Below are 24,210 nucleotides of genomic sequence, written 5' to 3' on the forward strand. Positions count from 1 at the left end.
ACGCCAGAATGATCCTCGCCCGCTTGGCCAGCACCTGCGCCGTCGACCCCCGACGCGTCCAGTTCGTCAGCGTCACCCGCTCCCGCTCAGTCAAAATCAGAGGCACCATCGGACGACCAGCACGCGACATCCTCCGACGCTACACCGAATAACCGGCGAACTTCAGGCGCAGGACACTAGCGACGACGTCGAATCCTTCTTCACGATGGCGCCGTTGCTGTCCTCGTAGATCTCGTATGCCACCGAGTTGAAGATCCCGCCAGCGCGCAGACCGAGTGCTTTACCCAGTGCCCCGAATTGTTCGCACTGACGGTGTAGGTCTGACAGGTGCCTCCGCTGACGATCGCGCAGGACTCGCTGTAGGCGAAGCTCGGGAAGGCGGGCACGGGCCGACCGGCGCGTTCCTCAGTCCGGAGCGCGACGTCCGTACATGGCTGGCCCCGGTTCTGGTTGGCGATGGCGTTGCTGCAACCGCTCAGCGGGGTGGTGTTCGGGCTAGTCGGCGTGCTCATCGTCGCGGGTTACGGCTTTTACCTGGCGGTGGCCGGTCTGGTGGCAACCGCGCTGTTCGTCGTGGCCGCCCGGCTCGTGGCCGCACTGGGCGGAAGCGTGACCGTGCTGTGGTGCGCGGTCGCTTCTTCATGGTGACCAGGGCGGTGTTCCTGGGTTTGCGGGCCAGGAGCGGCGCGTGGCTGGTGGTTGCGTCAGGTGAGCGACGGCTCCTGATCCGCGCCAAGCAACTCCGCGTAGGCGCGTGCAGCCCCCGGGTGTGCCGGAACCGGCGGCTCGGCCACTGTCCAGAGCCGAGAACTTGAGCCGAAATCGGCCGGACGAAGCTGCAATCAATGGTCGTCAGGAGTGCGGCACTCGTCCTGACCGTACGAACGAGCTATTTCATCGTGCAGGGCGAAGGCGGCGATTGTCGGCGCGGGCGGTACCACAACATTCGGCTCGTCGAAACGTCGCTGCGACTCGTTGGTTGGCCCGTCCACTCGTCTACGGCGGGCCGCGACCGGTTCGGGTCGGTGCCAGGCAGTCGACGTGCGCTGCGCATGATCGTCGGATGTGTCTCATTTCACGCTGGCATCAGGTTTACGTGAAGGGGTTACTGTCCGCAGTCGCGAACCTTGATTCGGCGCGTGTGCGGCTGCCGGGGCAGCTGATTCTTGATCTTGAGCACTTGTCACGGCGTGACGCGCCTCCGCAGGCTTCCACTGTTTGGTGACTGCGCGTCACCCTAGCCGTAGCTGCGAGTTGCTGCCTCCTCGCTTCGGATATTGACTGTCATCTAGCGCGGCTCCTAAATTGTCGATCACTGTTCGGCCTACGGGGAGTCGGCTGTGTCGATGCATCATCGTCTGCGTTTTGCCATGTCGTTCTTTGTCTCGGCGCTCCTGACCGTCACGTCGTCGCTGGTCACAGCGACAGAGGCAGCCGCGGAACCATCCCGAAGCCCGGAGAGGTGTCCGGCCGGGGTCGAAGGTGAGGCGGCCGCTGCTCGCGCAGCTGTCGCCTGTCGTGGCCGGGTCGAGGTCACCTCTCTCGGTGACGAGCGGACCCAGGTGTTCGCGACCGGGGACGGCTCCTTCGTATCGGAGACCTCCGCGGTGGTCCGGCGGGTACGAAGCGCAGCCGGGAAATGGGTCAAGCCCGACCCGATACTGGAGGCGGATGATGAGGGACGACTCGTTCCTGCCGCCGCTGCTCTGGACATCTCCTTCTCGGGCGGTGGAAGCGGGCCGGCGATCACGGTGGGCAGAGGCGAATCACGGCTGAGCCTGACCTGGCTGAACAAACTTCCTGCCCCCAGAGTCTCCGGTGCCAGCGCGACGTACGCCGAGGTCTATCCGGGTGTCGACCTGGTTCTGACGGCCGAGGCTGAAGGCTTCACGGAGATGCTGGTGGTGAAGACGCCCACCGCAGCAGCCAACCCGGCGCTGACATCAGTGCGGTTCAAGATGGCAACCCGCAAGTTGAAGCTGCGGAAGGGTGCCAGCGGTGACCTGAGCGCCGTGACCGACTCCGGGGTGCGGCTTTTCGGTTCCGGCACGCCGATGATGTGGGACTCGTCGAAGCCGGCGGACGACTCTCGTGCTGACGGGCCGAGCCTGGCGTCCCGGCTGGCTGTGCCGGGTCAGCGATCCAAGGTGATGCCGCTGGCCCTAAACAAGGGACACCTGGTCATTCATCCGGACACCACCATGCTGCGCAGCAAGGCGATGAAGTTCCCCGTGTATATCGACCCGGGGATCAGTGCATCGACCTGGACGATGATCAACAGTGCCTATCCGAGTCAGTCGTACTGGAGTTACGACCGCCGGGACTGTCCCGCCCCGCACACCGCGGTGCCGTGCGCGAAGGTCGGTTACACCACCACCCCCAAGGCGATGATCTATCGGTCCCTGTTCTCCTTCAATATCAGCACCCTGCTGGACAAGCACATCCAGAAGGCTGTCCTGTCGATGGACACCGTCTACTCGTACTCGAACACCGACTACGGCACTCAGGCCCGGGTGGTGACCGGCGGCATCAACTCCGGTACGACATGGACCAACAGCGTCGACAAGTGGGGCGGCGTGGCGGCGACTGCGCTGAGTCATGCCTATGACCGCAAGCGATATCACACCGAATGGGGTGTGGTAGGAGCGGTGACGACGGCTTCCAAGGGCGACGCGACGGTACTGACCTTCGGTCTGCGGGCAGTCAGTGAGTCGAACGTCTACCACTGGAAGAAGTTCGACGCGAGCACGGCGGTGCTCTCAGTCACCTACAACTCTTACCCGAATGCGCCGCAGTGGGTCGATGTCGGGGAGAAGACCTGTGCTCGTGGCACGTCCCGGCCCTACATCCGGACCACGACACCCAAGCTCAGAGCGAAGCTGACCGATCCGGACGGCACGAGCAGGCTGTTGAAGGGCACGTTCTACTGGCGTAAATACGGTGTCGCCCAGAACGACAACGACAAGATCGCCCAAGGATCGGTGACCCCCGGCCAGACGGCAGTCGTGACGATACCGTCCGGCCGGCTCGCGGATGGCAGTACCTATGTCGTCGACGCCGTCGCCAATGACGGGATCGACAACGGCCAGCGGTCGGTCACTTGTGAGTTCATCGTCGACGCCACACCGCCGCCGGCGCCGGGCGGGGCGAGCTCGACGGCGTATCCGAACAACGGGCAGGCGAATGGCGGTGTGGGGACCGAGGGCACTTTCCGTGTCCTGCCGCCGGCCACGATTCCCACCGACCTTGACGGCTACGCCTGGACGGTCGACCCCGGTGTCAGCGCGGCAGCCGCCAACCAGATCACGGCGAATGCGACCAGCCGTGAGGGCGAGTTCAAATTCACGCCGGCTGTCGACCGCAAATACAACCTGCGCGTCTGGACCCGGGACAAGGCAGGCAACCACTCGGCGGTGCCGTTCGAGTACGAGTTCATCGTGCGCGCCGGCACCGGTCCGGACGCTCGCTGGACCTTCGACGAGCAGGACGGAAAGGATGTCAGCGAGCACGGCAACACGGTGACGGTCGACGGCGGCTCCTGGACGCCGGGCCGTGGGGGCTGGGGCAAGGCCCTGCTCGCCGACGGGACGTCGACCACCGCGGTGACCGCTGGGCCCATCACCACCAACGATCCGCAGACCGGTGACCCGATCAGTCTCCACTCCAACGGCAACTTCACCGTGGCGGCGACGGTCCGGCTGGACAGTACCGAGGGATCCGGGCAGCGGGTCATCATGGCGCAGGATGGGGACCGGACCTCGCCGTTCCTGCTCAGCTACAGCGTGGCCGATAAGAAGTGGCGATTCGCCGTGGCCGCCACCGATGCCGACGCCCCGGTGACGGCTGCCGTGCTGTCGAACGCCACCGCCACCACCGGAGTTTGGACCCGGCTGCTCGCGACCTATGACGGCACGACCCGTGTCCTGCGGTTGTACGTCAATGGCGCATTGCAGACCGCCACGGCGACCGCGGCGGCGGCGTTCGACGCCACCGGCCCGGTCACGATCGGCCGCGGCCGGCAAGCGGGTGTACCTGCCAACTTCTTCGCCGGAGCGATCGACGACGTCCGTATCTACGGCCGGGTGGTAGTGGGCACGGAGGGTGAGTTCACCCTTCTTCAACGCCCGAACCCGCCTCTGGTGACCTTTCCCGCCGGTGCGAGCGCTTATGTGGGACGCACGCTCACCGCCGTGGTGTCCGCCGGTGGGGACACCACCGTGACCCGGGTGCGGTATCAGGTCGGCGCCAATGGTGAGGCAAAGGTCGAGACGCTGTCCGCGGCGGGCGGTCAGAAGACGCTTACGCTGCCCGTCACCAGCGCCGGGACCCCTCATCTGATACTGACGAGCCTCGACAGCGGGAATCTTGAGTCGGCTGCCCACGGCTCGGTTCTGACCTTCACCGAGCCCCCTAAGCTCAGCGGCCGTGTCGTTGACGCCATCACCGATGCGGCGCTGTCCGGTGTTCCCGTCAGATTGCGACCGGGAGACCGGATCCAGAACACCAATGCGAACGGTGAATACGCGTTCACCGGCCTCGATCCCGGTGACTACACACTGAGCGTTGCCTACGCCGGAAGCGGCTGCGCGGCGATGACCGCCACGACTGAAGTGGCCGTGACCGGCGATGAGGTGCGGAATCTCAGAATCGCCCCGGAATCGGACACCTACGGCTACGTCTGCCGGGTGAAGACCTCCACCCCGTTCGTAGCGGGAACGACGAAGCTGGCGCTCTCCGGCTACAAAGCCGCTGTGCAGGTGCCGAACTTGCCGTTCGCGGTGCCGTACTACGGGAAGACCTACCAATCGCTATGGGTATCAGTCGATGGCTTCCTGTCCTTCGTGAATCCCTCGAGCCGCTACTACGAGGTCGGTGTCAGCCTCCCGGATCGTAGGAACGCGCCTTGGGCGGCTGTCGCACCGTTCTTGAGCAGCCTTGACGTTGATGCTCAGGCCAGCGTGTGGACGTCGGTGACCGGAACAGGCGCGGGGCAGAGGTTCGTGGTCGAATGGCGCAACGTGCTGATTCGCGGGACTACCAGCCGCCTGACGTTCGAGGCGATCCTCGCGCCGAACGGTGACATCACCTTCAACTACTCCGGTCTCTCGGGAGACCTGCCCAAGGGTGCCGGCGCCACCGTCGGTATCACCAGCCCCGGTGGCAACTATGCGATGCAATACTCCTTCCAGGAGCCGGTTCTCGCCTCAGGTGCAGCAGTCACTTTCATCCATCCGGCTGAGTCCGTGGCCAACCTGGTCGGCTCCATATCCGGCATGGTCGTCGACCCGACCGGCGAAGCCCGTGAGGGCGTCAGGGTGTGGATGGACGGCTCCTACTCCGCCGTCACCGACGGCACCGGGTACTTCCGTATCGACGGGGTCGAGAATGGCACGTACCAGATCGGTGCGAATGTAGGCTGTTTCGAACTCGACGATCAGTTGGCCACGGTGGACGGTGACAGCTGGCATGAAGGCGTATTGAGGGGTGCGACGGACTCCTTCGGTAACTGGTGTGAGGTTACGGAGGAGGCCTGGATGGCTGCGGATAATGAATTGCAGTTCGCTTTGAACGGTGAAATCAATACGAGCCTGCCATTCCCTGTGCGTTTCTTCAATAACTCCTTCACTGCGGCCACCGTGGACAGGTGGGGAACTCTCATCTTCCAAGGCGGTTCCATTCCAAATGCCGGTGGTCGCGTCTATATGTGGCCGGGTGCGCCGCAGGCCGTCGATGAAAAGACAAAGGTCTATACCGGCGTCGTAGGTGTTTCGCCGAATCGGAGATACGTCCTGGAATGGCGCGATCTGACCGTGCGCGACTCTCCGGACCTTCGTTTCGATCTGCAACTCGTGATCGGGGAGGACAGTTCGATCACTGTCGGTTCAAGGAACCTCCCGTCAGGGCGTGATGCAGAGATCTATTTCTACGGTGGCGGCTCGAGCTATATCGAATTGATCTACTACGAGGACGGCAGAGGATTGCGCGCCGGAAAGACCGTGACCTTCCGCCCCCCTGCGGCGGCCTGACATGACCGAACGACAGCGTGATCTGTGGAGGTCGCCGGTGACGACCCGCTTCTCCCGTCCCGTCGCGGCGCTGGCCTCCGCTCTTGCGGTCGTGCTGGCTGTGACGATGCAGGCCCAGCCGACGTGGGCGGCGAAGCCGGACCCGTTCGCCCCGCCCAAGGCGCCGGAGATGCCGGCTGTCGAGGTGCGCAAGGTGCACACGAAACCGGCGGCGCGCGCGGCCCAGAAACAGGCCGGCGATCGGCGGTCACCGAAATGGCCGTCCGCAGCCAGTGCCGACGTGACGGTCGGTGACACCAAGGCTCCGATCCGGTTCCGGCAGGCCTCCGGTGACGGGTCGGCGACGGCGAACGCCAGACTGGCGGCGGCGAAGCCGTCGAAGATGCGGGTGGATGTACTGGATCAGGCTGCCTCGCAGCGCGCTGCAGTCGACGGCGTGCTGTTCCGGGTTCGGCGTGCGGACGGACGGACCGGCCGGGCCGAGGTGGGTGTCACCGTCGACTACAAGGCGTTCGCGAACGCGTACGGCGCAGACTGGTCGACCCGGCTTCAACTGGTCAAGCTGCCCGAATGCGCACTGACCGATCCCGAACTGGTCCGGTGCCGGGGAATTGCGGTGCCGGGTACCAACGACACGGTCGCGCAGGCGGTGTCCGCCGACGTCGCGGTCGAGTCGGCGCAGCTGATGGCGGTCACCGCCGCACCGTCCGGCGCGGCCGGGTCGTACAGCGCCACCAAGTTGTCGCCGTCCGGCGTCTGGTCCGCAGGCGGCTCGTCCGGCGACTTCTCCTGGTCGTTCCCGATGCGGGTACCGCCGGGCATCGGGGGGCCGTCGCCGTCGGTGGAGCTGAAGTACTCCGCCCAGTCCGTCGATGGCCGGATGGTCGCCTCGAACAACCAGCCGTCCGAGGTCGGCGAGGGCTTCGAGCTGTCGACCGGCGGCTTCATCGAGCGCAGGTACAAGCCGTGCTCGGCTGACAAGAAAGACGGCAACAACACCAGCGATCTGCACAAGATTTCGGCAGACATGTGCTGGGTGACCGACAACGCGACCATGAGTCTCGGTGGCGCCGGTGGCGAGCTGATCCAGGATGCCGACAACGAGAATCTGTGGCATCTACGTAATGACGACGGATCGCGGATCGAACGTCGGTTCGGCGCCGACAACGGCACCCACGACGGCGAGTGGTGGGTGGTCACCACCACCACCGGCACTCAGTACTGGTTCGGCCGCAACAAACTGCCGGGCTGGTCCGCCGGTGACGACAACACCAATGCCACCTGGACCGCGCCGATCTTCAGCAACCACAGCGGCGAGCCGTGCTACAAGCCGGAGTTCAGTGCCTCATCGTGTACCACGCCGTGGCGGTGGAACCTCTCCTATGTCGTCGACCCGCACGGCAACAGCATGTCGTACTGGTACAAGGCGGACACCAACAACTATTACTCGCTCGGCCTCGGCAAGGTACGGACGTACACCCGGGGCGGCTACCTCGATCACGTCAGCTATGGCACCCGGGTACTGCCGAATCTCGAGACCGGGACCGACACGATCTTCAGCGGGCATGCAACAGCTCGTGTCGACTTCGATTACGGTGACCGCTGCCTCAGCGACTGCGGCACGAAAGACGCCGTCAAGTGGCCGGACACCCCGTGGGACCTGAGCTGCACCAGTGACACCGAATGCGATCCGCTGGCCCCGACCTTCTGGTCGACCCATCGGCTGACCACGATCACCACCAGTGTGTACGAGCAGACGACCGGCAAGTTCCGTGACGTCGAGCAGTGGGGCCTGACCCACTCGTACCCCGATCCCGAGGACGGCACCCGCGCCGGCCTCTGGCTCGAGAAAGTCAGCCATACCGGGCTCGTAGGCACCCCCACGAAGCTTCCCGACGTCACCTTCACCGGATACCCGAAACCGAACCGGATCGACGGTGTCGACCACTCGCCGGCGATGAACTGGCACCGTCTCACCGACATCAACACCGAGACCGGCTCGATTCTGCATGTCGACTACCTGGACAGCGACTGCGTCAAGGGCAGCAAGGTTCCCACGGTGCCGGAGAACAACAAGCTCCGTTGTTACCCGGTCCGGTGGACACCGAGTGGCCACGACGACGAACTGGTCGACTACTTCGCGAAGTACGTCGTCAACTCGGTCACCGAGACCGACCGCACGGGCGGCTCCCCGCGCGTGCTGTACCAGTATCGCTACATCGGTGACCCCGCCTGGCACTACAGCGACGATGACGGCCTGATCGACAAGGACGCCAAGACCTGGAACCAGTGGCGCGGCTACCAGAAGGTCGGTGTCCTCACCGGTGATCCCGGGGAGCAGACCTACCGCGAGACAACCTACTTCCGTGGCATGAACGGCGATCACCTGCCGAACGGAACCCGCTCGGCGACGGTTCCCGACTCACAGGGCGGCTCCGTTCCCGACGACGAGGCCTTCGCAGGCGTCACCCGGGAAACGCGAACTCTGCTCGGTGTCGGTGGCGCCGAGGTGTCCGGCGAGCTCAACGAACCGTGGAAGTCCGAGCCGACGGCCAGTCGCACCATCAACAAGGTCACCACCCACGCCCGCCGTACCGGAACCGCAGCGACCCACACCCGCACCACGCTCGACCACGCTCCGTGGGTCCGGACCACCACCACCAAGCACCATTTCGATGGGTACGGGCAGGTCGTCAAGACCGAGGACCTGGGTGACGCTGCGGTCCCCGGTGACGAACAGTGCGTGAAGACCACCTATGAGCCGCGCAACACCAAGGCATGGATCCTGTCGATGCCGCACCGGACTCAGACCTTCGCTGTCGACTGCGTCAAGGCTGACGCGGGCGGGCTGACCGAAGATCAGGTGATCGGCGACGGGCGGACCTACTACGACGACCAGAACTACGGTGTCGCCCCGAAGAAGGGTGACGTGACCAAGGTTGAGCAGATGGACGCGTACAACAACGGCAGTCCGTCGTACGCCCTGGTGAGCCGCAGTGCCTTCGACGATCTCGGCCGAGTCACCAACTCCTGGGACGTCCTCGGCAACGAAACCAAGACCGCCTACACACCTGCCACCACCGGCCCGGTCACCCAGACCGTCGATACCAACCCGCTCGGCTGGACCACGAAATCCTTCGTCGAGCCGGCGTGGGGTCTGTCCACCGCCACCGTCGACGTCAACCAGCTGCGTACCAGCCTCGAGTACGACGGTCTCGGTCGTCTCACCAAGGTCTGGAAACCCGGTAGTACACCCGGCACCGGCACTCCTGACATCGAGTACAGCTATCTGATCCGTACCGACGGGGTCAACGCCGTCACCACCAGCCACGTCAATGCCAAGGGCGGCGTCACCAAGTCCTACACACTCTATGACGGCCTCCTGCGTACCCGGCAGACCCAGACCGCGTCGCCGTCGGGCGGCCGGATCCTGTCGGACACCTTCTACGACTCCGCCGGCCGGCAGGTCCTCAGCTACGGCGCCTACTACGACAAGACCGGATCGCCCGGAACCGAGCTCGTCAAGCCGCTGACCCAGCAGGACGTGCCGAACCAGACCTCGGTGGAGTACGACGCCGCGGGCCGGCAGATCGCCTCGGTGTTCCAGCCGAAAGGCGTCGAACGCTGGCGGACCACCACCAGTTACGGCGGCGACCACGTCGACGTCTCACCCCCGGCCGGCGCCACCGCCAGTTCCACCTGGACCGACGCCCGTGGCCGCACCATCCAGGTACGCCAGTACCCGACCCGCACACCCAGCGGCGACGACTACGACAAGACCGACTACAAGTACAACTCCAAGGGCCTGCTCGCCTCGGTGACAGGGCCTGACGGCAGTCAGTGGGCCTACAGCTACGACTTGCTCGGCCGTCGGACCAGCAGCATCGACCCCGACAGCGGCACCACCACCACCAAATACGACACGGCGGGCCGGGTCACCAGCACCACCGACGGCAACGGTCAGGTACTGATCAGCGCCTATGACAAGCTGAGCAGGAGGGTGGCCCTCTACAAGAGCAGCGTCACCTCGAACAACCAGGTCGCGCAGTGGGACTATGACCAGGCGACGTTCGCCGACGGCGTGACCCCCGTCCTGGGACAGGTATTCCAGTCGATCCGCATCGACTCCGGCCGCTGGTACATCAAGGGTGTCACCCAGTACGACGAAAACTACCGGCCGAAGGTCAGCAAGGTGACCATCCCGACCGGCGAGACCGGCCTGGGCGGGAGCTACACCTACACCAACGGCTACAACGCAGACGGCAGTCTCGCCGCCATGAGCTATCCGGCGACCGCCGACCTGAACGCCGAGACGATCAAATATCGCTACACCGATCACGACCAGCCGCTCGACATGACCACGCTGTACGGCAACGGCATCGAGAGCAGCATCGTCTCCGACAGTCAGTACGACGCGCTCGCCCACGCCACCCAATACACCCTCTACACCGGCAAGTTCAGCGGCACCGGTTCCAGGGCCTACGTCTCGCTGGAGACCGACGCCACCACCGGCCGGCTCAACAAGATCAGCGTCCACCGCGACGGCAAGAACCCCAACACCGTCACCGACCAGAAGTACACCTACGACGACGTCGGTAACGTCACCAAGATCGCCGACAAGCCCGCCGGCGGCAGCTTCACCGACATCCAATGCTTCACCTACGACCGTCACCGGCGGCTCCAGGACGCCTGGACCCCGGCATCGGACGACTGCATCGCGGCGCCCACCAACGCGACCCTCGGCGGTCCCGCCCCGTACTGGCAGTCCTACAGCTACAACGCGGCTGGAGCCCGGACCGGACTGGTCGATCACGCCACCGCCAAGGGTGACGTCAGCACCACCTACCGGTTCGCCGACACTACACCGGCGGTTCCTACCACCGGCCAGCCGCACGTGCTGCGCAGCACCTCGACCGTCGACAGCACCGGAACCCGATCCGCCACCTACACGTACGACAAAGCCGGCAACACCAAGACCAGGCCCGGTCCCAACGGCACCCAGACGCTCGTCTGGGATGCCGAGAACCGTCTGCAGAGCGTCACCGACACCAGCGGCAGCAACAGCTACCTGTACGACGCCGACGGCAACCGGCTGATCAGCCGTGACAAGAACGGCAGGACCCTGTACCTACCGGGGCAGGAGGTCCGCTACAACAACAGCAGCGCCACGCAGTCCTGTACCCGCTACTACTCCTTCGCCGGTAGCACCCTTGCCCAACGCACCAGCAAGGGCCTGACCTGGCTCGCCAGCGACCACCACGGTACCCAGAACGTGTCGATCGACTCGGTGACCCAGACCGAGACCGTCCGCCGCCAGACCCCGTTCGGAGCCAGCCGCGGCCCCAATGTCACCTGGGCCAACACCAAGGGCTTCGTCGGCGGTACGGAAGACCCGACCGGCCTGATCCACATCGGTGCCCGGGAGTACGACTCGGCGCTGGGGCGGTTCATCTCCGTCGACCCGGTCATGGACAGCAGCAATCCGCAGTCGATGAACGGTTATGCGTACGCCGGGAACAACCCGATCGTCAACGCCGACCCCAGCGGCCTCATGTATCCGATGGAGAGCGGCGGCGGCAGCACGGTCACCGAGACGCCTCCCAGCACCAGCTCGACGCAGGAGGAAGAGCCGCCGTCCCAGCCGTCAGGCCAGGCGCAGGCCGCACCGCAGACCCAGTCACCGCCGAAGAAGGAACCCTGCGGATGGCTCTGCAAAGCCGGTAACTGGGTAGACGACCACAAGGCGGAGATCGCCGGCGCGGCGGCCGGAGCGGTTGTCGGTATTGGCTGCGGCATGGCCATCGGCTGGACCGGTGTCGGCGCCGTCGCCTGCGGTGCCGCAGCAGGTGCCGTCGCCGGCGCAGTCGAGTACTCCGTCAACACCGCCGTCGAGCATGAGGGCAACTGGAGTCTCGGCGGCATGACCAAGGCCGCGGTAGGCGGTGCCATCGTCGGTGGCGTCACCGGAGGCCTGTTCTCCGTGGGCGGAGCCGGAATTAAAGCCGGCGTGTCCTCGATGCTGTCCGGCACCGGAGCCAAGGCTGCCGTCAACGCCGGTACCTCGGCGGCCAAGAAGGAAGCCGGAAACATCGTCAGCGGTCTCACCCGCGGCGGCTTCCGGAATTCTGCTTCCAAGGCGAGTGCCGGTGCGGCCGACGGCATGCCGGCGGCTGGCAAGAGGAATTACGCCAAGGACAAGGGGCAATTGAGGCCCTTGACTGGTCCGTACCGTCCCGATGGGCAGAAAGTACTTCATGGCCATGGTGGCTGGGATTCTGCGGATGGCTACATCACCGTTCCCGAGGGTACTTCGGTCGCGTTCTATTCGGGGCATGGCACCGAGATCAATAGATTTAAGACCCTGATGGTCGGGGGGGATACGCGGATGGGGCCGGTAGATGTCAAGGGTCCAGGTTCCAGGATCCCGAACTATGCTCTTTACCCCTTGGAGGTGGGGGATTCGTACCGAGAAGGAATGACTCTCGTCTTCGAGCGGACATTGCTGAGCAATCTGCTTGAAGAGGGGCAGGGTACGGTCCACTGGGCGGCATGCCGATCGGTCTCGGGATAGGCTTGCGTGGCTGACGGGCGGCTCCGGCATGACCGATCATTCAATACTCGGGAGTTGATGTGGAATATCGTGACCTCTCTCCTTACTCGTATGCGCCCTCGCCTCTTCCGATGCTGAACGTCGGTTGGCTCGGGTTGGAGATGGGTTTTCAGGGCGGGCTGCGGGGCTCGGCGCCGGATGCAGGCTATGAGGTCGTTCGCGCGGCCTCACGCCGGGTGTCGAACAAGATGATGGGTTACCACGCTTGCGACTTCTGTGGTGATCTCGATGCTGCTTCGGGAAACGGCGAATATCGTTATTACTCGTCGAGCGGTGAAACATTCGTTGCCCCTGAGTTGCTGCTTCATTACATGGAGGTTCATCGCTACAGTCCGCCCGATGCTTTCCTGGAGGCGCTCGGCGGGGGTTCGGAACTGGCCTGGGATTGGAGGGCGGAACGCCTTTCCGCTATTCTCAGGGATGAGGTGGAAGATCCCGAGATCCGATGGAATGCCATATTCGACATTGCCAACTGGAAAGATGCTCGGGCGGTAGAGGCCTTGAGAGTGGCCGCAACGGACCCAATCCTTCTCGACAATGCTGGGTTCGAGATCGGGGAATCATTGGGTATGGTCCTCGGCGCAGATGCCGTTGGGGAGTTGGGCGGCGATGTGGCTGCTGGGGAGATACTCAGGGGAATCGAAAGTGTTCAGGAGAAGACGGGGTGATCTCGGCGCAGGCGCCACGTAGGCGTTTGCCTGCTCGACGGTCACCGGGCCGGTCAGCGCCACAGGCGGGTCCGGGATCCAGGATGGTACGGGGCGCCTGCGCGGCACGCTCAGCGTCAGCGCGTAACTCGTCGGCGCGTCTGCTGCCGTCGTGCATCTTGTCGCGCAATGCGGGGCCGGCGTCCCCGCTCCAGCTTCGGTCGGCCTCGTCGCGGACCGCGTATCGGTCGGTGACCGACTGGTCGGCCGTGGTGGCCAGCGAGCCCCGGTGAGCCACGTTGCCGAAGCCCGGATTCTTGCCGGCTGACCGGCAAGATGGGTGTCGATCGACATCAGGACCCCGGAACGAGTCCGCCGACGACTGGTCACGGCCGCGCACTCACGGTGGGCCACGGCAACCTGCTCACCGGCGCTGGCGACCATATTGCCGGGGCTCTCGGTGAGGTGCGCGATGGCCGCGCCCATGATCCGGGAGATGTCGCCGGCAGGCCGGGAACGTTCGTGCCGGCCGTCGACGGCGTCGGCGGCCTGAACGAGCCGGCCGGTGATCGCGTCGAGGAAGGCGAGCTCGTCGTCGAGGTTACCGGCCGTCAGATCGCCTCCCCGGTGGGCCCCAGCTCCTGCGCAATGCCGAGGTCAAGCAAGACCAGATCGAACCGGGGCATCGGAGTCTGCGTGGCGAGACCACATCGTGCGGCTGGCTGCAGGATCGATCGGCGACCACGCCGGGTGGAGAGGACCGATGATGCTGGACAACAGGGCCGTCATCCAGCGTCGCAACGACACCGATGCCCGCCGCCACTATCGGCACAGATTCGCCGAGGGCAAGACCACCATGGAAGCCATGCGCGCCCGAGTCGGGGTTGTCCCCCGTGAGAGCTACCCGCAAGTGTCCACCGCACGGTGACGATTACGGCGGCGGAAATTCATAGGTTTCTTCCTGTCCGCGCCGCTCCGGTCGCGGTCCGTGAAGGAGTCCTCATGCGATTCGTCAAACAGTTCCTCGCCGTCGCCGCCGTCGCTCTCGTCGGCGGGCAGAGCGCCGCCGCCGTCAAGGGCGCCTTCTTCCCCACCTTGGTGATCGGCGCTGTGACGGCGTTGCTGGCCGTGGTCGTCTACCGGTGGGTCGTGCGGCGTACCGAACGCCGGGAGCCTGCCGAACTCGGCCGGGACGGCTGGGGCCGGAAGCTGGGCCTCGGGACGCTCATCGGCTTTGCCATGTTCGCGGCAGTCATCGCCAACATCGCGTTCCTCGGCGGCTACCACGTCGAAGGGTGGGGTTCGCCGACCGGCGCACTGGGCCTGCTCGGGCTGATGGCGGCCGCCGCGGTCACCGAGGAGCTGGTCTTCCGCGGCGTGCTGTTCCGGATCATCGAGGAGCGTGCCGGCACCTGGATCGCCCTGGCCCTGACCGGCGTGTTGTTCGGCGCCATGCATCTGGCGAACCCGGACGCCAGCCTGTGGGGAGCGACGGCCATCGCGATCGAGGCCGGGTTCATGCTGGCCGCCTGCTACGCCGCCACCCGCAACCTGTGGGTGCCGATCGGCCTGCACTTCGGCTGGAACTTCGCCGCCGGTGGCGTCTTCAGCGTCGTGGTGTCGGGTAACGGTGAGTCGAAGGGCCTGCTGGAGGCCTCGACGTCGGGGCCGGTCGCGGTGAGCGGGGGCGCCTTCGGGCCGGAGGGCAGCCTGTACGCGGTGCTGGCCGGCGTGGTGCTGACGGTGGTGTTCCTGTGGATGGCCAAGCGCCGGGGACACATCGTCGCGCGCCGACGCCGCACGGCGCAGTCCCCGGCAACCGCTACAGTCACCCGGTGATCAAGCTCCGGAGGTTCCCGGGCCTGTGGCGGCGGTGGCCGGTCACGGTCCGGGATCTCCCGATCGCCCTGGCGTTCGCCGTCGCGGCGGCGGTTCCGGCCCTGGAACGGCAGGGCACGCAGCTCGGCAACCTCCCGGACCGCCCGTACGACGCCATGACCGTCGCTGTCGTCGCGCTGGAGTGCCTGCCGCTGGCCGTCCGCCGCCGGTGGCCGGCCGTCTGCCTCGCGCTGGTGTCGCTCGGCTTCGCGCTCGATCAGCTCCTGCGCTACCACACCGTCGCGGGTACGGGACTGGCCATCGCGCTCATCAGCGCCGGCGCCCACCTGCAACGGCACCGCCGGCTCGTCGCGGGTCTCGCCACGGCGGCGTACGTACTGCTGGCTTTCGCCCTGGATCGGCTCGGCTCGGGTGAGGGCCTCGTCGGGTTCACCACCTTCTACCTGCTGCTGGCGTCCGCGTGGGGCGTCGGGGCGTGGCTGCGCCAGAACCGGGCCGCCGAGGCGGAACGCCGCCGCCACGTCGAGGAGGCCACCCGGACCGCGGAACGCACCCGCATCGCCCGGGAGCTGCACGACGTCGTCACGCACCACGTGACGGCGATGGTGGTGCAGGCCGAGGCGGCGCGGTATCTGACCGGCGCCCCGGACAAGCTGGAGCAGACCTTGACCGCGATCACCGGCACCGGCCGCCGAGCCGTCGGCGACCTGCGGCAGCTGCTCGACCTGCTCAATCCCGATCATGACACCGGCAATCCGCGTACGCCCTCCGCCGGCGACCTGGACGCCCTGGTCGACCAGATCCGGCAGGCCGGGCAGCCGGTCGAGTTCGTCCGCGACGGCACGCCGTCGCCGGTCGGCGGCAGCACCGAGGTGGCGGCGTACCGGGTGGTGCAGGAGGCGCTGACGAACGCGCTGAAGCACGCGCACGGCAGCCGGACCAGGGTTCACGTCCACCACGGGGAAGGGGGGACGACCGTGGAGATCAGCACCGACGGGCCCGGATCCGGATCCGTGTCCCCGGGCGGCAGCGGGCGCGGCCTCGCCGGGCTCCGCGAGCGGGTCACCGCCCTCGGCGGCGACTTCAGCGCGGACGCGCAGCCCGGCAGTGGCTTCGTCGTCCGGGCCCGGATCCCCGCCGGAGACCCGTCGTGACCGCCGCGATCCGGGTGCTGGTCTGCGACGACCAGGAGCTGATCCGCGCCGGCTTCGCGACGATCATCGACGCCCAGCCCGACATGGAGATCGTCGGCGAGTGCGGCGACGGGCGCGCGGCGGTCGATCTGGCCGCCCGGCTCCGGCCGGACGTGGTCGTGATGGACGTCCGGATGCCGGTGCTCGACGGGATCGGGGCGACCCGCCTGCTGGCCGGCGCCGGGGTTCCCGAACCGGTGAAGGTGCTCGTGGTGACGACGTTCAACCTCGACGAGTACGTCTACGAGGCGTTACGGGCGGGCGCCAGCGGTTTCCTGCTCAAGGACGCCCCGCCGGCGCAGCTGCTGGGCGGCATCCGTACGGTCGCGACGGGTGCCGCGCTGCTGGCCCCGGAGGTGACCCGGCAGCTGGTGGGCAGGTACGCCGCCCGTATCCGCCCGGCCGAGGACGCTCCGGACGGCGGCCCGCTGACCCCGCGTGAGCTGGAGGTGCTCCGGCTCATCGCGGAGGGCCTGTCCAACAGCGAGATCGCCGCGGCACTGGTGATCAGCCAGGAAACGGTCAAGACGTACGTCTCGCGCATCCTCACCAAGCTCGACCTGCGCGACCGTGTTCAGGCCGTCGTGTACGCGTACCGCCGTGGCCTGGTGGTCTGAAGCGGTTGACAAGCCCTCGGACCGTTTCCGCTCGCCGGTGACGGGTAGGCCTTGACGAACGGTTCGAGGGGGAGCGACGTGCCTGGACGCATCGAGGACTACGCCGTCATCGGCGATCTGCAGACCGCGGCGCTGGTCGGGCGGGACGGGTCGATCGACTGGCTGTGCCTGCCGCGGTTCGACTCGCCGGCCTGTTTCGCGGCGCTGCTGCACGACGACTCGGCCGGGCACTGGCGGATGGCACCGGTCGCGGGCGGCCCGGCGACCCGCCGGCGCTACCAGGACGACACGCTCATCCTGGAGACCGAGTGGGACACCCCGGACGGCACGGTACGGGTGATCGACTACATGCCGCCGCGAGGCAAGGCCGCCGACGTCGTGCGCATGGTGGAAGGCCTTTCCGGAGCCGTACCGATGCGCATGGATCTGACCCTGCGTTTCGACTACGGGAAGGTGGTGCCGTGGGTCCGCCGCACCGGCCCGGACCTGGGCGCCATCGCCGGACCGGACGCGGTGTGGCTACGCACCGACATCGACCTGCACGGGGAGAACCGCACCACGGTCGCCGAGTTCACCGTGCGGGCGGGGGAGCGGATCCCGTTCGTGCTGACCTACCAGCTGTCCCACCTGCCCCGCCCTCAGCCGGTCGACGCCGAGCGGGCGCTGGCCGACACCGAACGCTTCTGGCGGGACTGGATCGGCCGCTGCGACTACGACGGACGCTGGCCCGACGCCGTACGCCGCTCGCTGCTGACCTTGAAGGCGCTGACCTACGCACCGACCGGCGGCATCCTCGCCGCCGCGACCACCTCGCTGCCCGAGCAGTGGGGCGGGCCCCGCAACTGGGACTACCGGTACTGCTGGCTACGTGACGCCACCTTCACGTTGCAGGCCCTGCTGGGCACCGGCTACGTCGCCGAGGCGAAGGCGTGGCGCGAGTGGCTGCTGCGTGCCGTCGCCGGCGACCCCGCCGACCTGCAGATCATGTACGGGCTCGACGGCACCCGCCGGCTGCCGGAGTACGAGCTGGACTGGCTGCGTGGCTACGAGGGCGCCAGCCCCGTCCGCGTCGGCAACGGCGCCGCCGACCAGCTGCAGCTCGACGTCTGGGGCGAGGTCCTGGAGAGCCTGCACCTGGCCCGCGAGTCCAGTATCACGGCCACCGACACCGCGTGGGACCTGCAGCGTGCCCTGCTGGAACACCTGGAGGGCAACTGGCGGCTGCCGGACAACAGCCTCTGGGAGGTACGCGGCCCGCGCCGGCACTTCGTGCATTCCAAGGTGCTGGCGTGGACCGGGTTCGACTGCGCGATCCGCGCGGTGGAGCAGCACGGCCTGGCCGGATCCGCGGACCGGTGGCGTGCGGTCCGCGACGAGATCCACGCCGAGGTCTGCGCCAAGGGCTTCGACACCGATCGCAACACCTTCACCCAGTCGTACGGCTCCCGCGGCCTCGACGCCGCCACGCTGCTCATCCCGCGCGTCGGGTTCCTGCCGGCCTCCGACCCGCGGGTGATCGGCACCGTGGACGCCGTACGCAACGAACTCTGCGAGGACGGTTTCGTACTGCGCTACCGTCCCGAAACCGAGGGCGTCGACGGCCTGCCCGGCACCGAAGGGGCTTTCCTGGCCTGCACCTTCTGGCTCGTCGACGCGCTCGACGCCATCGGCCGGCGCACGGAGGCGGAGCAGCTGTTCGAGCGGCTGCTCGACCTGCGTAACGACGTCGGCCTGCTCGCGGAGGAGTACGACCCGGCCACCGGTCGGCACATGGGCAACACCCCGCAGGCGTTCAGCATGGTCGGCCTGGTGAACTCCGCCCGCCAGCTCAGCGGAACCACCACCCGCACCAGCGCCGACGCCACCCAGCAGCACACCGGCCGACGCTGATCGTCGACTTCTGAAACAGGCCTTGGTCGGCCCCTGACTGCCTTCCGTGTGGGCCCATGGGCGACTCAGACCCACGGCTGCGGCGCAGATCACCACCTCGGTCTGACAGGGCAGCCGGACCTGCGGAAGCAGTGACGCGAATATGATCTGTGTTTCACAGCCGCGCGACGATCCGGCTGACGAGGGACGGCGGCTGACGTGTTTGCGCTGGTGGTTCGCTTCGATTGCCGGGATGAGGCCGCCGCAGCGCGCTTCGACGAGTTGACGGCGGCTGTCGTCGAGCAGATCACCGAGCATGAGCCCGGCACGCTGTCATACGCCACCTCGGCCGTCGAGAGCGAGCCGCTGGCCCGCGTCTTCTACGAGGTCTACCGAGACCGTGACGCCTTCCAAGCGCATGAGGACGCAGAGCACGTCCGGCGCTTCCATGAGGCGAAGGACTCGCTGTTGACCGCCACACGGGTGGAGTTCCTGCGTCTGGGCCCGGCCAAGGGGTGACCGCGCGGTGCTGCGGCCGTAGCACCGCGGGCGTCGCGCCAGGACGATCCTTCGAGCGCCCGCGGGTTGCCTTCGGCCGAGTTGACGTGCTTGGTGGCTCAACTGGGTCTGAAAGTGGAGTGCTGGCCGGCCGGCCGCTTGTGGGGCCACCTTGCACCCCGCCGGCGGGCGGAGCGGCGCCTGTCGGGTTTGTTCGCACCGACCCGGCCGCTGGCCCTGCGGCACCGAACTACGCCATCAGGCCGGCTCGGCCACGATGAGGCCGGAGGGAGGCGGCAGCTCGTGCAGGCCGGCGAACCGCCAACCCGTCGCGCCGAGCCAGGTGGCGACCTCGTCCACCTGGTACAGGTCGCCGCCGCTGATCATCAGGAACTCGCCGGCGCCGAACCGGGCCGACGGGTGCGGCGCCACGTCGGTGCGCCACCAGTCGACCAGCAGCAGGCGCCCGCCGGGGGCGATCGCCGCGCGCGCCCGGCGGAGCAGCTCGGCGATCTGCTCGGGCGGAAACAGGTGCACCACGTTGGCGACCAGCACGGCGTCGTGCCCGCCGGGCAACGGCTCGGCGAAGATGTCCTGCCCGACGGCGGTGAGGCGGCCGGCGAGCGGCCCGTCCGCCGCCTCCGCGGCGACCGCCGACGCCACCTCCGGCAGGTCGACCAGCGTCGCGCTGAGATCGGGGTACGCGGCGAGGATCGGCCTGACGAACGTGCCGTAGCCGCCGCCCACATCGAGCAGCCGCCGGTGCGGGCCGAAGTCGTAGCCGCGGGCCAGGTCGGCGGCGGTCTCGGCGGTGACCAGTTCGACGGCAGACTCGTACGCCTCGGTCTGCGTCTTGTCGAGCTGCGGCCGCACACCGCGCCGGGTACGGTACGCCTCGGTGGCGTACCGCCAGGTCGGGTAGCTCACCAGATCCCAGTAGCGGGCCAGCGGCCGCAGGTCGAACGGGCCCCGCCCGGCGAGGAACGCCTCGGCGTCGGGTGCGTTGCGGAATCGGTCGCCGTCGCGTACCAGCAGGCCCGCGTCGGCCAGCAGGTCGGCCATCGCGCGGGCGCTGCGCTCGGGAATGGAGCACCGCTCGGCCAGCTCGGCCGGGGTGCTGCCGTCGGGTGCGGCGGCCGCGAACAGTCCCACCTCGATGGCCGCGAACAGCGTCTTCGAGACCATGAAGCCGGCGGCCAGCTCGATGATGCGGGCGGGCGGCGGCGGGCCGGCCGCGGCGCTGTCGGTCTGCTCGGTCGGCGTGAACATGCGCTGCGGCTCGTCGGACATGGCGTGGTCCCCCTGTCACCCGTCGTTGAACCTCATCGTAGGCCGGTCCATTGTGGTCGCGTCACCCAGCGAATCGGCCCGGACGCGCTCGGCGACGGGCGCGGGGCTCGTCGCCGACGAGGACCAGCCGCGCCGACTCGACCGTGCCCCGGTACCCGCCCGGCGCCTGGCGGGGTGCTGTTGCGGCACGATTCGGGTCCCCACCAACGCCGGTCGGCGGCGGGAGTGGAACGGGTTCATTCGATTACTTGCCCTCGGCCTCTGAGAGCCGGGCCGAGGGTAGATCGTCTACCCGGCCCATGCCGTAGAACCCATGCGGCCGAGCTCCGGCGGGGTTACGTCGAGCCCGCCGGAGGAGCGGTCAGGTCTTTCGGTGCTTCCGTGGGCTGACGGGACGTGGTGTTGCCTGGCCGTTCGCGAATGAGCCGGCTGCGCCGGGCGGCGACGTAGCGCCGCATCTTTTCGGCGGTGCCGCAGTCCTCCATGCTGCACCAGCGGCGGCTGCGGTTCTTGCTCTCGTCGTAGAAGACGAAGCTGCAGCCCTCACACCGCTTGATGCGTTCCGTCGTGGCCGTGGTGAGCAGCCCGATCGCCGCGTGTACCACGGGCCGTAGCGGGCGCGCCAGTGAGTGGTCGTCGCGCCAGGTCCAGGCGAACCCGCCGTCCGGGTCGAGCCGGGCGTGGGCGAGCGCGTCCGCTTCGTCGTCCCGCAACTGGGCCAGAGTGGTCGGCTCCGGGCTCCGGCCGGCGGCCAGCCCCTGGAATATCTCGTCCAGGTAGGCGCGGGTATGCAGAGCGCGCAGAAAGGTGGCGTCCGCGCCGGCTGCATCGGCGCGGGCGCGTCGGCGTAGCGCTGTCGTCTCGGCGTCGGTCAGGTCGCCCGTGTACCTGCCCCAGGCGACCAACTCGGGATAGCTCGTGAGCACGTCGTCGTCCGGGGCGGCGCCCGGTGGACCGACCCGAGTGTTGACGAAGTCGAGCGCGAGGTTGCCGCCGACCAGACGCATGCGAGTCACTGTTTCCATCAAAACGCAGTTTACCGGTTGCGCGGCAGTCCGGCGCCATGTTTCCATCAAAATCTGCTTAGCCGGAAACGAGGTGAACCCGTGAAGCGCGCGGTTGTTGCTCTGATCGGCTTGGCCGGTGGCACCTTTCTGTACGGCACCGCTGAGGGCCTGCCGGTCGGCCTGCTGCTCCCGATGGCCGCTGACCTGGACGTCTCCCCGTCGCGAGTCGGCATGCTGGTCACCGTCTACGGCGCAGTCGTCATGATCACCTCGGTCCCGTTGACCGTGCTCTCCCGGCGCGTCTCGCGTCGATGGTTACTGTCCGGGCTGCTGGCCGGCTTCATCGTCAGCAACGCGGCCATGGTCCTCGCCACCTCGTTCGCACAAGCAGTGATGGCCCGGGTGGCCACCGGGCTGACCCATGCCCTGTTCTGGGCGGTCGTGGTGCCGGCCGCGGCCGAGCTGTTCCGGCCCGGCCTGCGCGGACGGGTGGTCGCGGCGGTGTTCGCCGGCGGCAACGTCGCGCTGCTCGTCGGAGTGCCAGCCGGCACCTGGCTGGGCGAGAAGGCCGGCTGGCAGGCGTCGTTCTTGGCGGTAGCCGGCCTCGGCGCGGTGGTCCTGGCCATGGTGGCGACCCTGCTGCCGTCGGCACGACCCGGCGAGGGGCACGCCACCTATGGCGCGGCCCCCGATGCCCGACGGTTCTGGCTGCTCGTGGTGATCGCCATCCTGACAACGGCCGGCGCCATCGCCGCCTACACCTACGTCGCCCTGTACGTCACCGAGGTCACCGGCCTCGCCGCCGCGTCCGTCGGCGCCATCCTCCTGGCGCGCGGTATCGCCAGCGTGCTCGCCATGCTCGCGATCGGAGCGTTCGTCGACCGCAACCCGTGGCGTGCCCTGACAGCGACCGTGGCGCTGCAGACCGTGGCACTGCTCGTCCTGTACATGTTCGGTCGGCAGCCGGTGGCGGCCGTCGGCATGATCGCCCTGTCCGGCATGGCATTCGCGGCGTTCACGGCAGTACTGGGTGGCCTGGTTCTGCAGGTGGCGCCCGGACGCTCCGACGTGGCGGCCGCGACGCTGTCAGCCGCGGTCAACGTCGGCATCACCGTAGGGGCCTTCGCCGGTGGCCTGACGGTGTCGGGGTTCGGCGTGGCAAGCACGCTGTTGATCGGAGCGGCGCTCGGAGGGATCGCCTTGGCGCTGGCCTGCGGTCAACCAGTGGGCCCTCGGCGGAAGCAGCGGGCGTTGTCCACCCGGTGAGGCAGCACGTTGCGGTCGTCGGCAACGAGAACAAATGTCACCCACTACTGAGGATCTTCGCTGGATGAGCCCGGCCGTGAACGACGAACTGTTGCGGCCAGGACTGGTCGACACAGTGCCGCAGGTGTTCTCCGCAGCGGTGAACGAGCCGACGTTCAGTTACGAAGGCACGCTGGAAGCGACGGTTTGTCTGTGTCGGCAAGCCCGCGATGACCGGTGGCACGCCGGCGACATCGACTTTCCGACCACCCCGATCCCGACGGCGCCGATCGGCTCTTCTCTGTCATGCTCGATCCGACCGGCCTCGCCTATCACCGCTTCGCCGAGGACCACTACGGCAAACCCGTAGACCTTGAGGCCGTACGTCAGGTCTTCGCGTGGACCCCGCTGAGCCCGAGCCTGGTGCGGCGCCTAAACGCTGAACGATCGACAGCCGACCTCCTCGCCGACCTGGCCTATATCGGCTATCCGAGATTGTTGGCATAGAGCTGTTCGCCTCGCCGACCCACCGACCGACGTCCGGCAACCGTCAAGGCTGGGCAGCAAGCGGATCGCGGCAGATGAGAGTGCGCCGCGGAGCCGAATCAGCTCCGGTACTGATCAGGAACCGGTAGCTCGAACCGGCGGCACAGCGCCAGGACATCGGCGCGGTCGTCGGCATCACCCGGGTAGGCGTCGCGGAACTTGACGGCCCATGCCGCAGCGATGCAGTCCACGATCCGATCGGCGATCTTGCCGCGCCCGGTCAGCGACTCGGCTGGATAGGCCTGACCCGCTTCCGGTGGCCCCAGCACGCCATCGCCATTCGCGTCGAGAATGATGACGTGCAGATCGACGACCGCTCCCGTGGCGTTACGCATCAGGAAGTTCCACGCCGTAGCGCCATCCTCCCCGACCCGCACGAAGCCGTGGTCTGACAGCCCGGCGAGGAAAGGGCTGAGGTGACGAGCCTCGATCGCGACGTCGAGGTCGCCATGCCCGCGGGTCTGGCCGCCCATCAGCGCGTCGACTCCCCAGCCGCCGTCGATCCACAACCGCGCACCCACCTGATCGGCCAGGCGGAGGACAAAGAGGACATCGTCAAGCGTGGTCTGCGCTCCAGGCGGGGTACTGCTCGGCATGAGGAAAGTATGCGGGCATATCGCCCCGGTTCCACACCGTTGCGACGGCACGCCGTCGAGCGGTACGCGGCAGAGGAGCATGCGTGATCTTGGGCTGGTCCCAGTAGTTGAATAGACCCCTCGCCAACGTTTGGGGTTGCCAGTAGCGCATGTCGGATTTGGCTGATCCGTGGCCACTTCGCTGCGTCGAGCGCTCCATCCAGTTCCGTTGTGGTCAGCAGGCGGAA

14 protein-coding genes and 1 pseudogene are annotated in these 24,210 nt (G+C 67.4%); 12 read left to right on the forward strand and 3 right to left on the reverse strand.

The features are described 5' to 3' along the window. The first annotated feature begins 456 nt into the window (after positions 1-456). From CLV67_RS48565 to CLV67_RS48605, 10 genes are all read left to right on the forward strand, one after another. Positions 457-648, forward strand: a complete 192-nt coding sequence (locus CLV67_RS48565) for a hypothetical protein (RefSeq protein WP_106330789.1) — start codon at positions 457-459, stop codon at positions 646-648. 698 nt (positions 649-1,346) lie between these two features. Continuing rightward, positions 1,347-6,026, forward strand: a complete 4,680-nt coding sequence (locus CLV67_RS48570; protein WP_146169624.1) for a LamG-like jellyroll fold domain-containing protein — start codon at positions 1,347-1,349, stop codon at positions 6,024-6,026. A gap of 37 nt (positions 6,027-6,063) precedes the next feature. Next, positions 6,064-12,597: a putative adhesin gene (locus CLV67_RS48575; protein WP_146169625.1), complete on the forward strand. Its 6,534-nt coding sequence runs from the start codon at positions 6,064-6,066 to the stop codon at positions 12,595-12,597. Between the two features lie 59 nt (positions 12,598-12,656). Further along, positions 12,657-13,304 carry a HEAT repeat domain-containing protein gene (locus tag CLV67_RS51560; protein WP_444978870.1) on the forward strand — a complete coding sequence of 216 codons (648 nt, stop codon included), beginning with the start codon at positions 12,657-12,659 and terminating at the stop codon, positions 13,302-13,304. Between the two features lie 742 nt (positions 13,305-14,046). Continuing rightward, complete coding sequence (locus tag CLV67_RS52505) at positions 14,047-14,211, forward strand: hypothetical protein (protein ID WP_170154293.1); 165 nt, start codon at positions 14,047-14,049, stop codon at positions 14,209-14,211. A gap of 74 nt (positions 14,212-14,285) precedes the next feature. Next, the gene (locus CLV67_RS48585) at positions 14,286-15,122 is read left to right on the forward strand and encodes a CPBP family intramembrane glutamic endopeptidase (protein WP_106330793.1); all 837 of its coding nucleotides are present in this window, start codon (positions 14,286-14,288) and stop codon (positions 15,120-15,122) included. Continuing rightward, positions 15,119-16,276 carry a sensor histidine kinase gene (locus CLV67_RS48590; protein WP_106330794.1) on the forward strand — a complete coding sequence of 386 codons (1,158 nt, stop codon included), beginning with the start codon at positions 15,119-15,121 and terminating at the stop codon, positions 16,274-16,276. Before CLV67_RS48585 ends, CLV67_RS48590 begins: the two co-directional genes overlap by 4 nt. Next, the gene (locus CLV67_RS48595; RefSeq protein ID WP_106330795.1) at positions 16,273-16,932 is read left to right on the forward strand and encodes a response regulator; all 660 of its coding nucleotides are present in this window, start codon (positions 16,273-16,275) and stop codon (positions 16,930-16,932) included. The genes CLV67_RS48590 and CLV67_RS48595 overlap by 4 nt, the downstream gene beginning before the upstream one ends. Before the next feature lie 78 nt (positions 16,933-17,010). Next, on the forward strand, positions 17,011-18,822 hold the full coding sequence (locus tag CLV67_RS48600) for a glycoside hydrolase family 15 protein (protein WP_106330796.1): 1,812 nt from the start codon (positions 17,011-17,013) through the stop codon (positions 18,820-18,822). Between the two features lie 198 nt (positions 18,823-19,020). After that, positions 19,021-19,320, forward strand: coding sequence for a putative quinol monooxygenase (locus tag CLV67_RS48605; RefSeq protein ID WP_106330797.1), 300 nt, complete (start codon positions 19,021-19,023; stop codon positions 19,318-19,320). A gap of 237 nt (positions 19,321-19,557) precedes the next feature. Here the strand turns inward: CLV67_RS48605 and CLV67_RS48610 are convergent, their stop codons facing one another. Both CLV67_RS48610 and CLV67_RS53035 read right to left on the reverse strand, forming a co-directional pair. After that, complete coding sequence (locus tag CLV67_RS48610; RefSeq protein ID WP_106330798.1) at positions 19,558-20,589, reverse strand: methyltransferase; 1,032 nt, start codon at positions 20,587-20,589, stop codon at positions 19,558-19,560. Positions 20,590-20,924: 335 nt separating this feature from the next. Beyond that, a complete protein-coding gene (locus CLV67_RS53035) occupies positions 20,925-21,614 on the reverse strand; it encodes a CGNR zinc finger domain-containing protein (RefSeq protein ID WP_203737866.1) in 690 nt (229 codons plus the stop codon). A gap of 81 nt (positions 21,615-21,695) precedes the next feature. Here CLV67_RS53035 and CLV67_RS48620 point away from each other — a divergent pair, with 81 nt between their 5' ends. Next, positions 21,696-22,862, forward strand: coding sequence for an MFS transporter (locus CLV67_RS48620; RefSeq protein WP_170154294.1), 1,167 nt, complete (start codon positions 21,696-21,698; stop codon positions 22,860-22,862). Between the two features lie 64 nt (positions 22,863-22,926). Continuing rightward, positions 22,927-23,348, forward strand: a pseudogene (locus CLV67_RS54655) (hypothetical protein); the annotation flags it as partial. Positions 23,349-23,446: 98 nt separating this feature from the next. On the opposite strand, the gene CLV67_RS48630 reads toward CLV67_RS54655, so the two are convergent. Continuing rightward, the gene (locus tag CLV67_RS48630; protein ID WP_170154295.1) at positions 23,447-23,983 is read right to left on the reverse strand and encodes a nucleotidyltransferase domain-containing protein; all 537 of its coding nucleotides are present in this window, start codon (positions 23,981-23,983) and stop codon (positions 23,447-23,449) included. Between the last annotated feature and the right edge of the window lie 227 nt (positions 23,984-24,210).

It is taken from the genome of Actinoplanes italicus, from assembly GCF_003001815.1.
GTDB classification, from domain to species: Bacteria; Actinomycetota; Actinomycetes; order Mycobacteriales; family Micromonosporaceae; genus Actinoplanes; species Actinoplanes italicus.

What these genes read in the sequence shown, in the direction of transcription:
- CLV67_RS48565 (WP_106330789.1), top strand. Translation starts at nt 457, where the DNA reads ATGGCGTTGCTGCAACCGCTCAGCGGGGTGGTGTTCGGGCTAGTCGGC.
- CLV67_RS48570 (WP_146169624.1), top strand. Translation starts at nt 1,347, where the DNA reads ATGCATCATCGTCTGCGTTTTGCCATGTCGTTCTTTGTCTCGGCGCTC.
- CLV67_RS52505 (WP_170154293.1), top strand. Translation starts at nt 14,047, where the DNA reads ATGATGCTGGACAACAGGGCCGTCATCCAGCGTCGCAACGACACCGAT.
- CLV67_RS48585 (WP_106330793.1), top strand. Translation starts at nt 14,286, where the DNA reads ATGCGATTCGTCAAACAGTTCCTCGCCGTCGCCGCCGTCGCTCTCGTC.
- CLV67_RS48610 (WP_106330798.1), bottom strand. Translation starts at nt 20,589, where the DNA reads ATGTCCGACGAGCCGCAGCGCATGTTCACGCCGACCGAGCAGACCGAC.
- CLV67_RS53035 (WP_203737866.1), bottom strand. Translation starts at nt 21,614, where the DNA reads ATGGAAACAGTGACTCGCATGCGTCTGGTCGGCGGCAACCTCGCGCTC.
- CLV67_RS48630 (WP_170154295.1), bottom strand. Translation starts at nt 23,983, where the DNA reads ATGCCGAGCAGTACCCCGCCTGGAGCGCAGACCACGCTTGACGATGTC.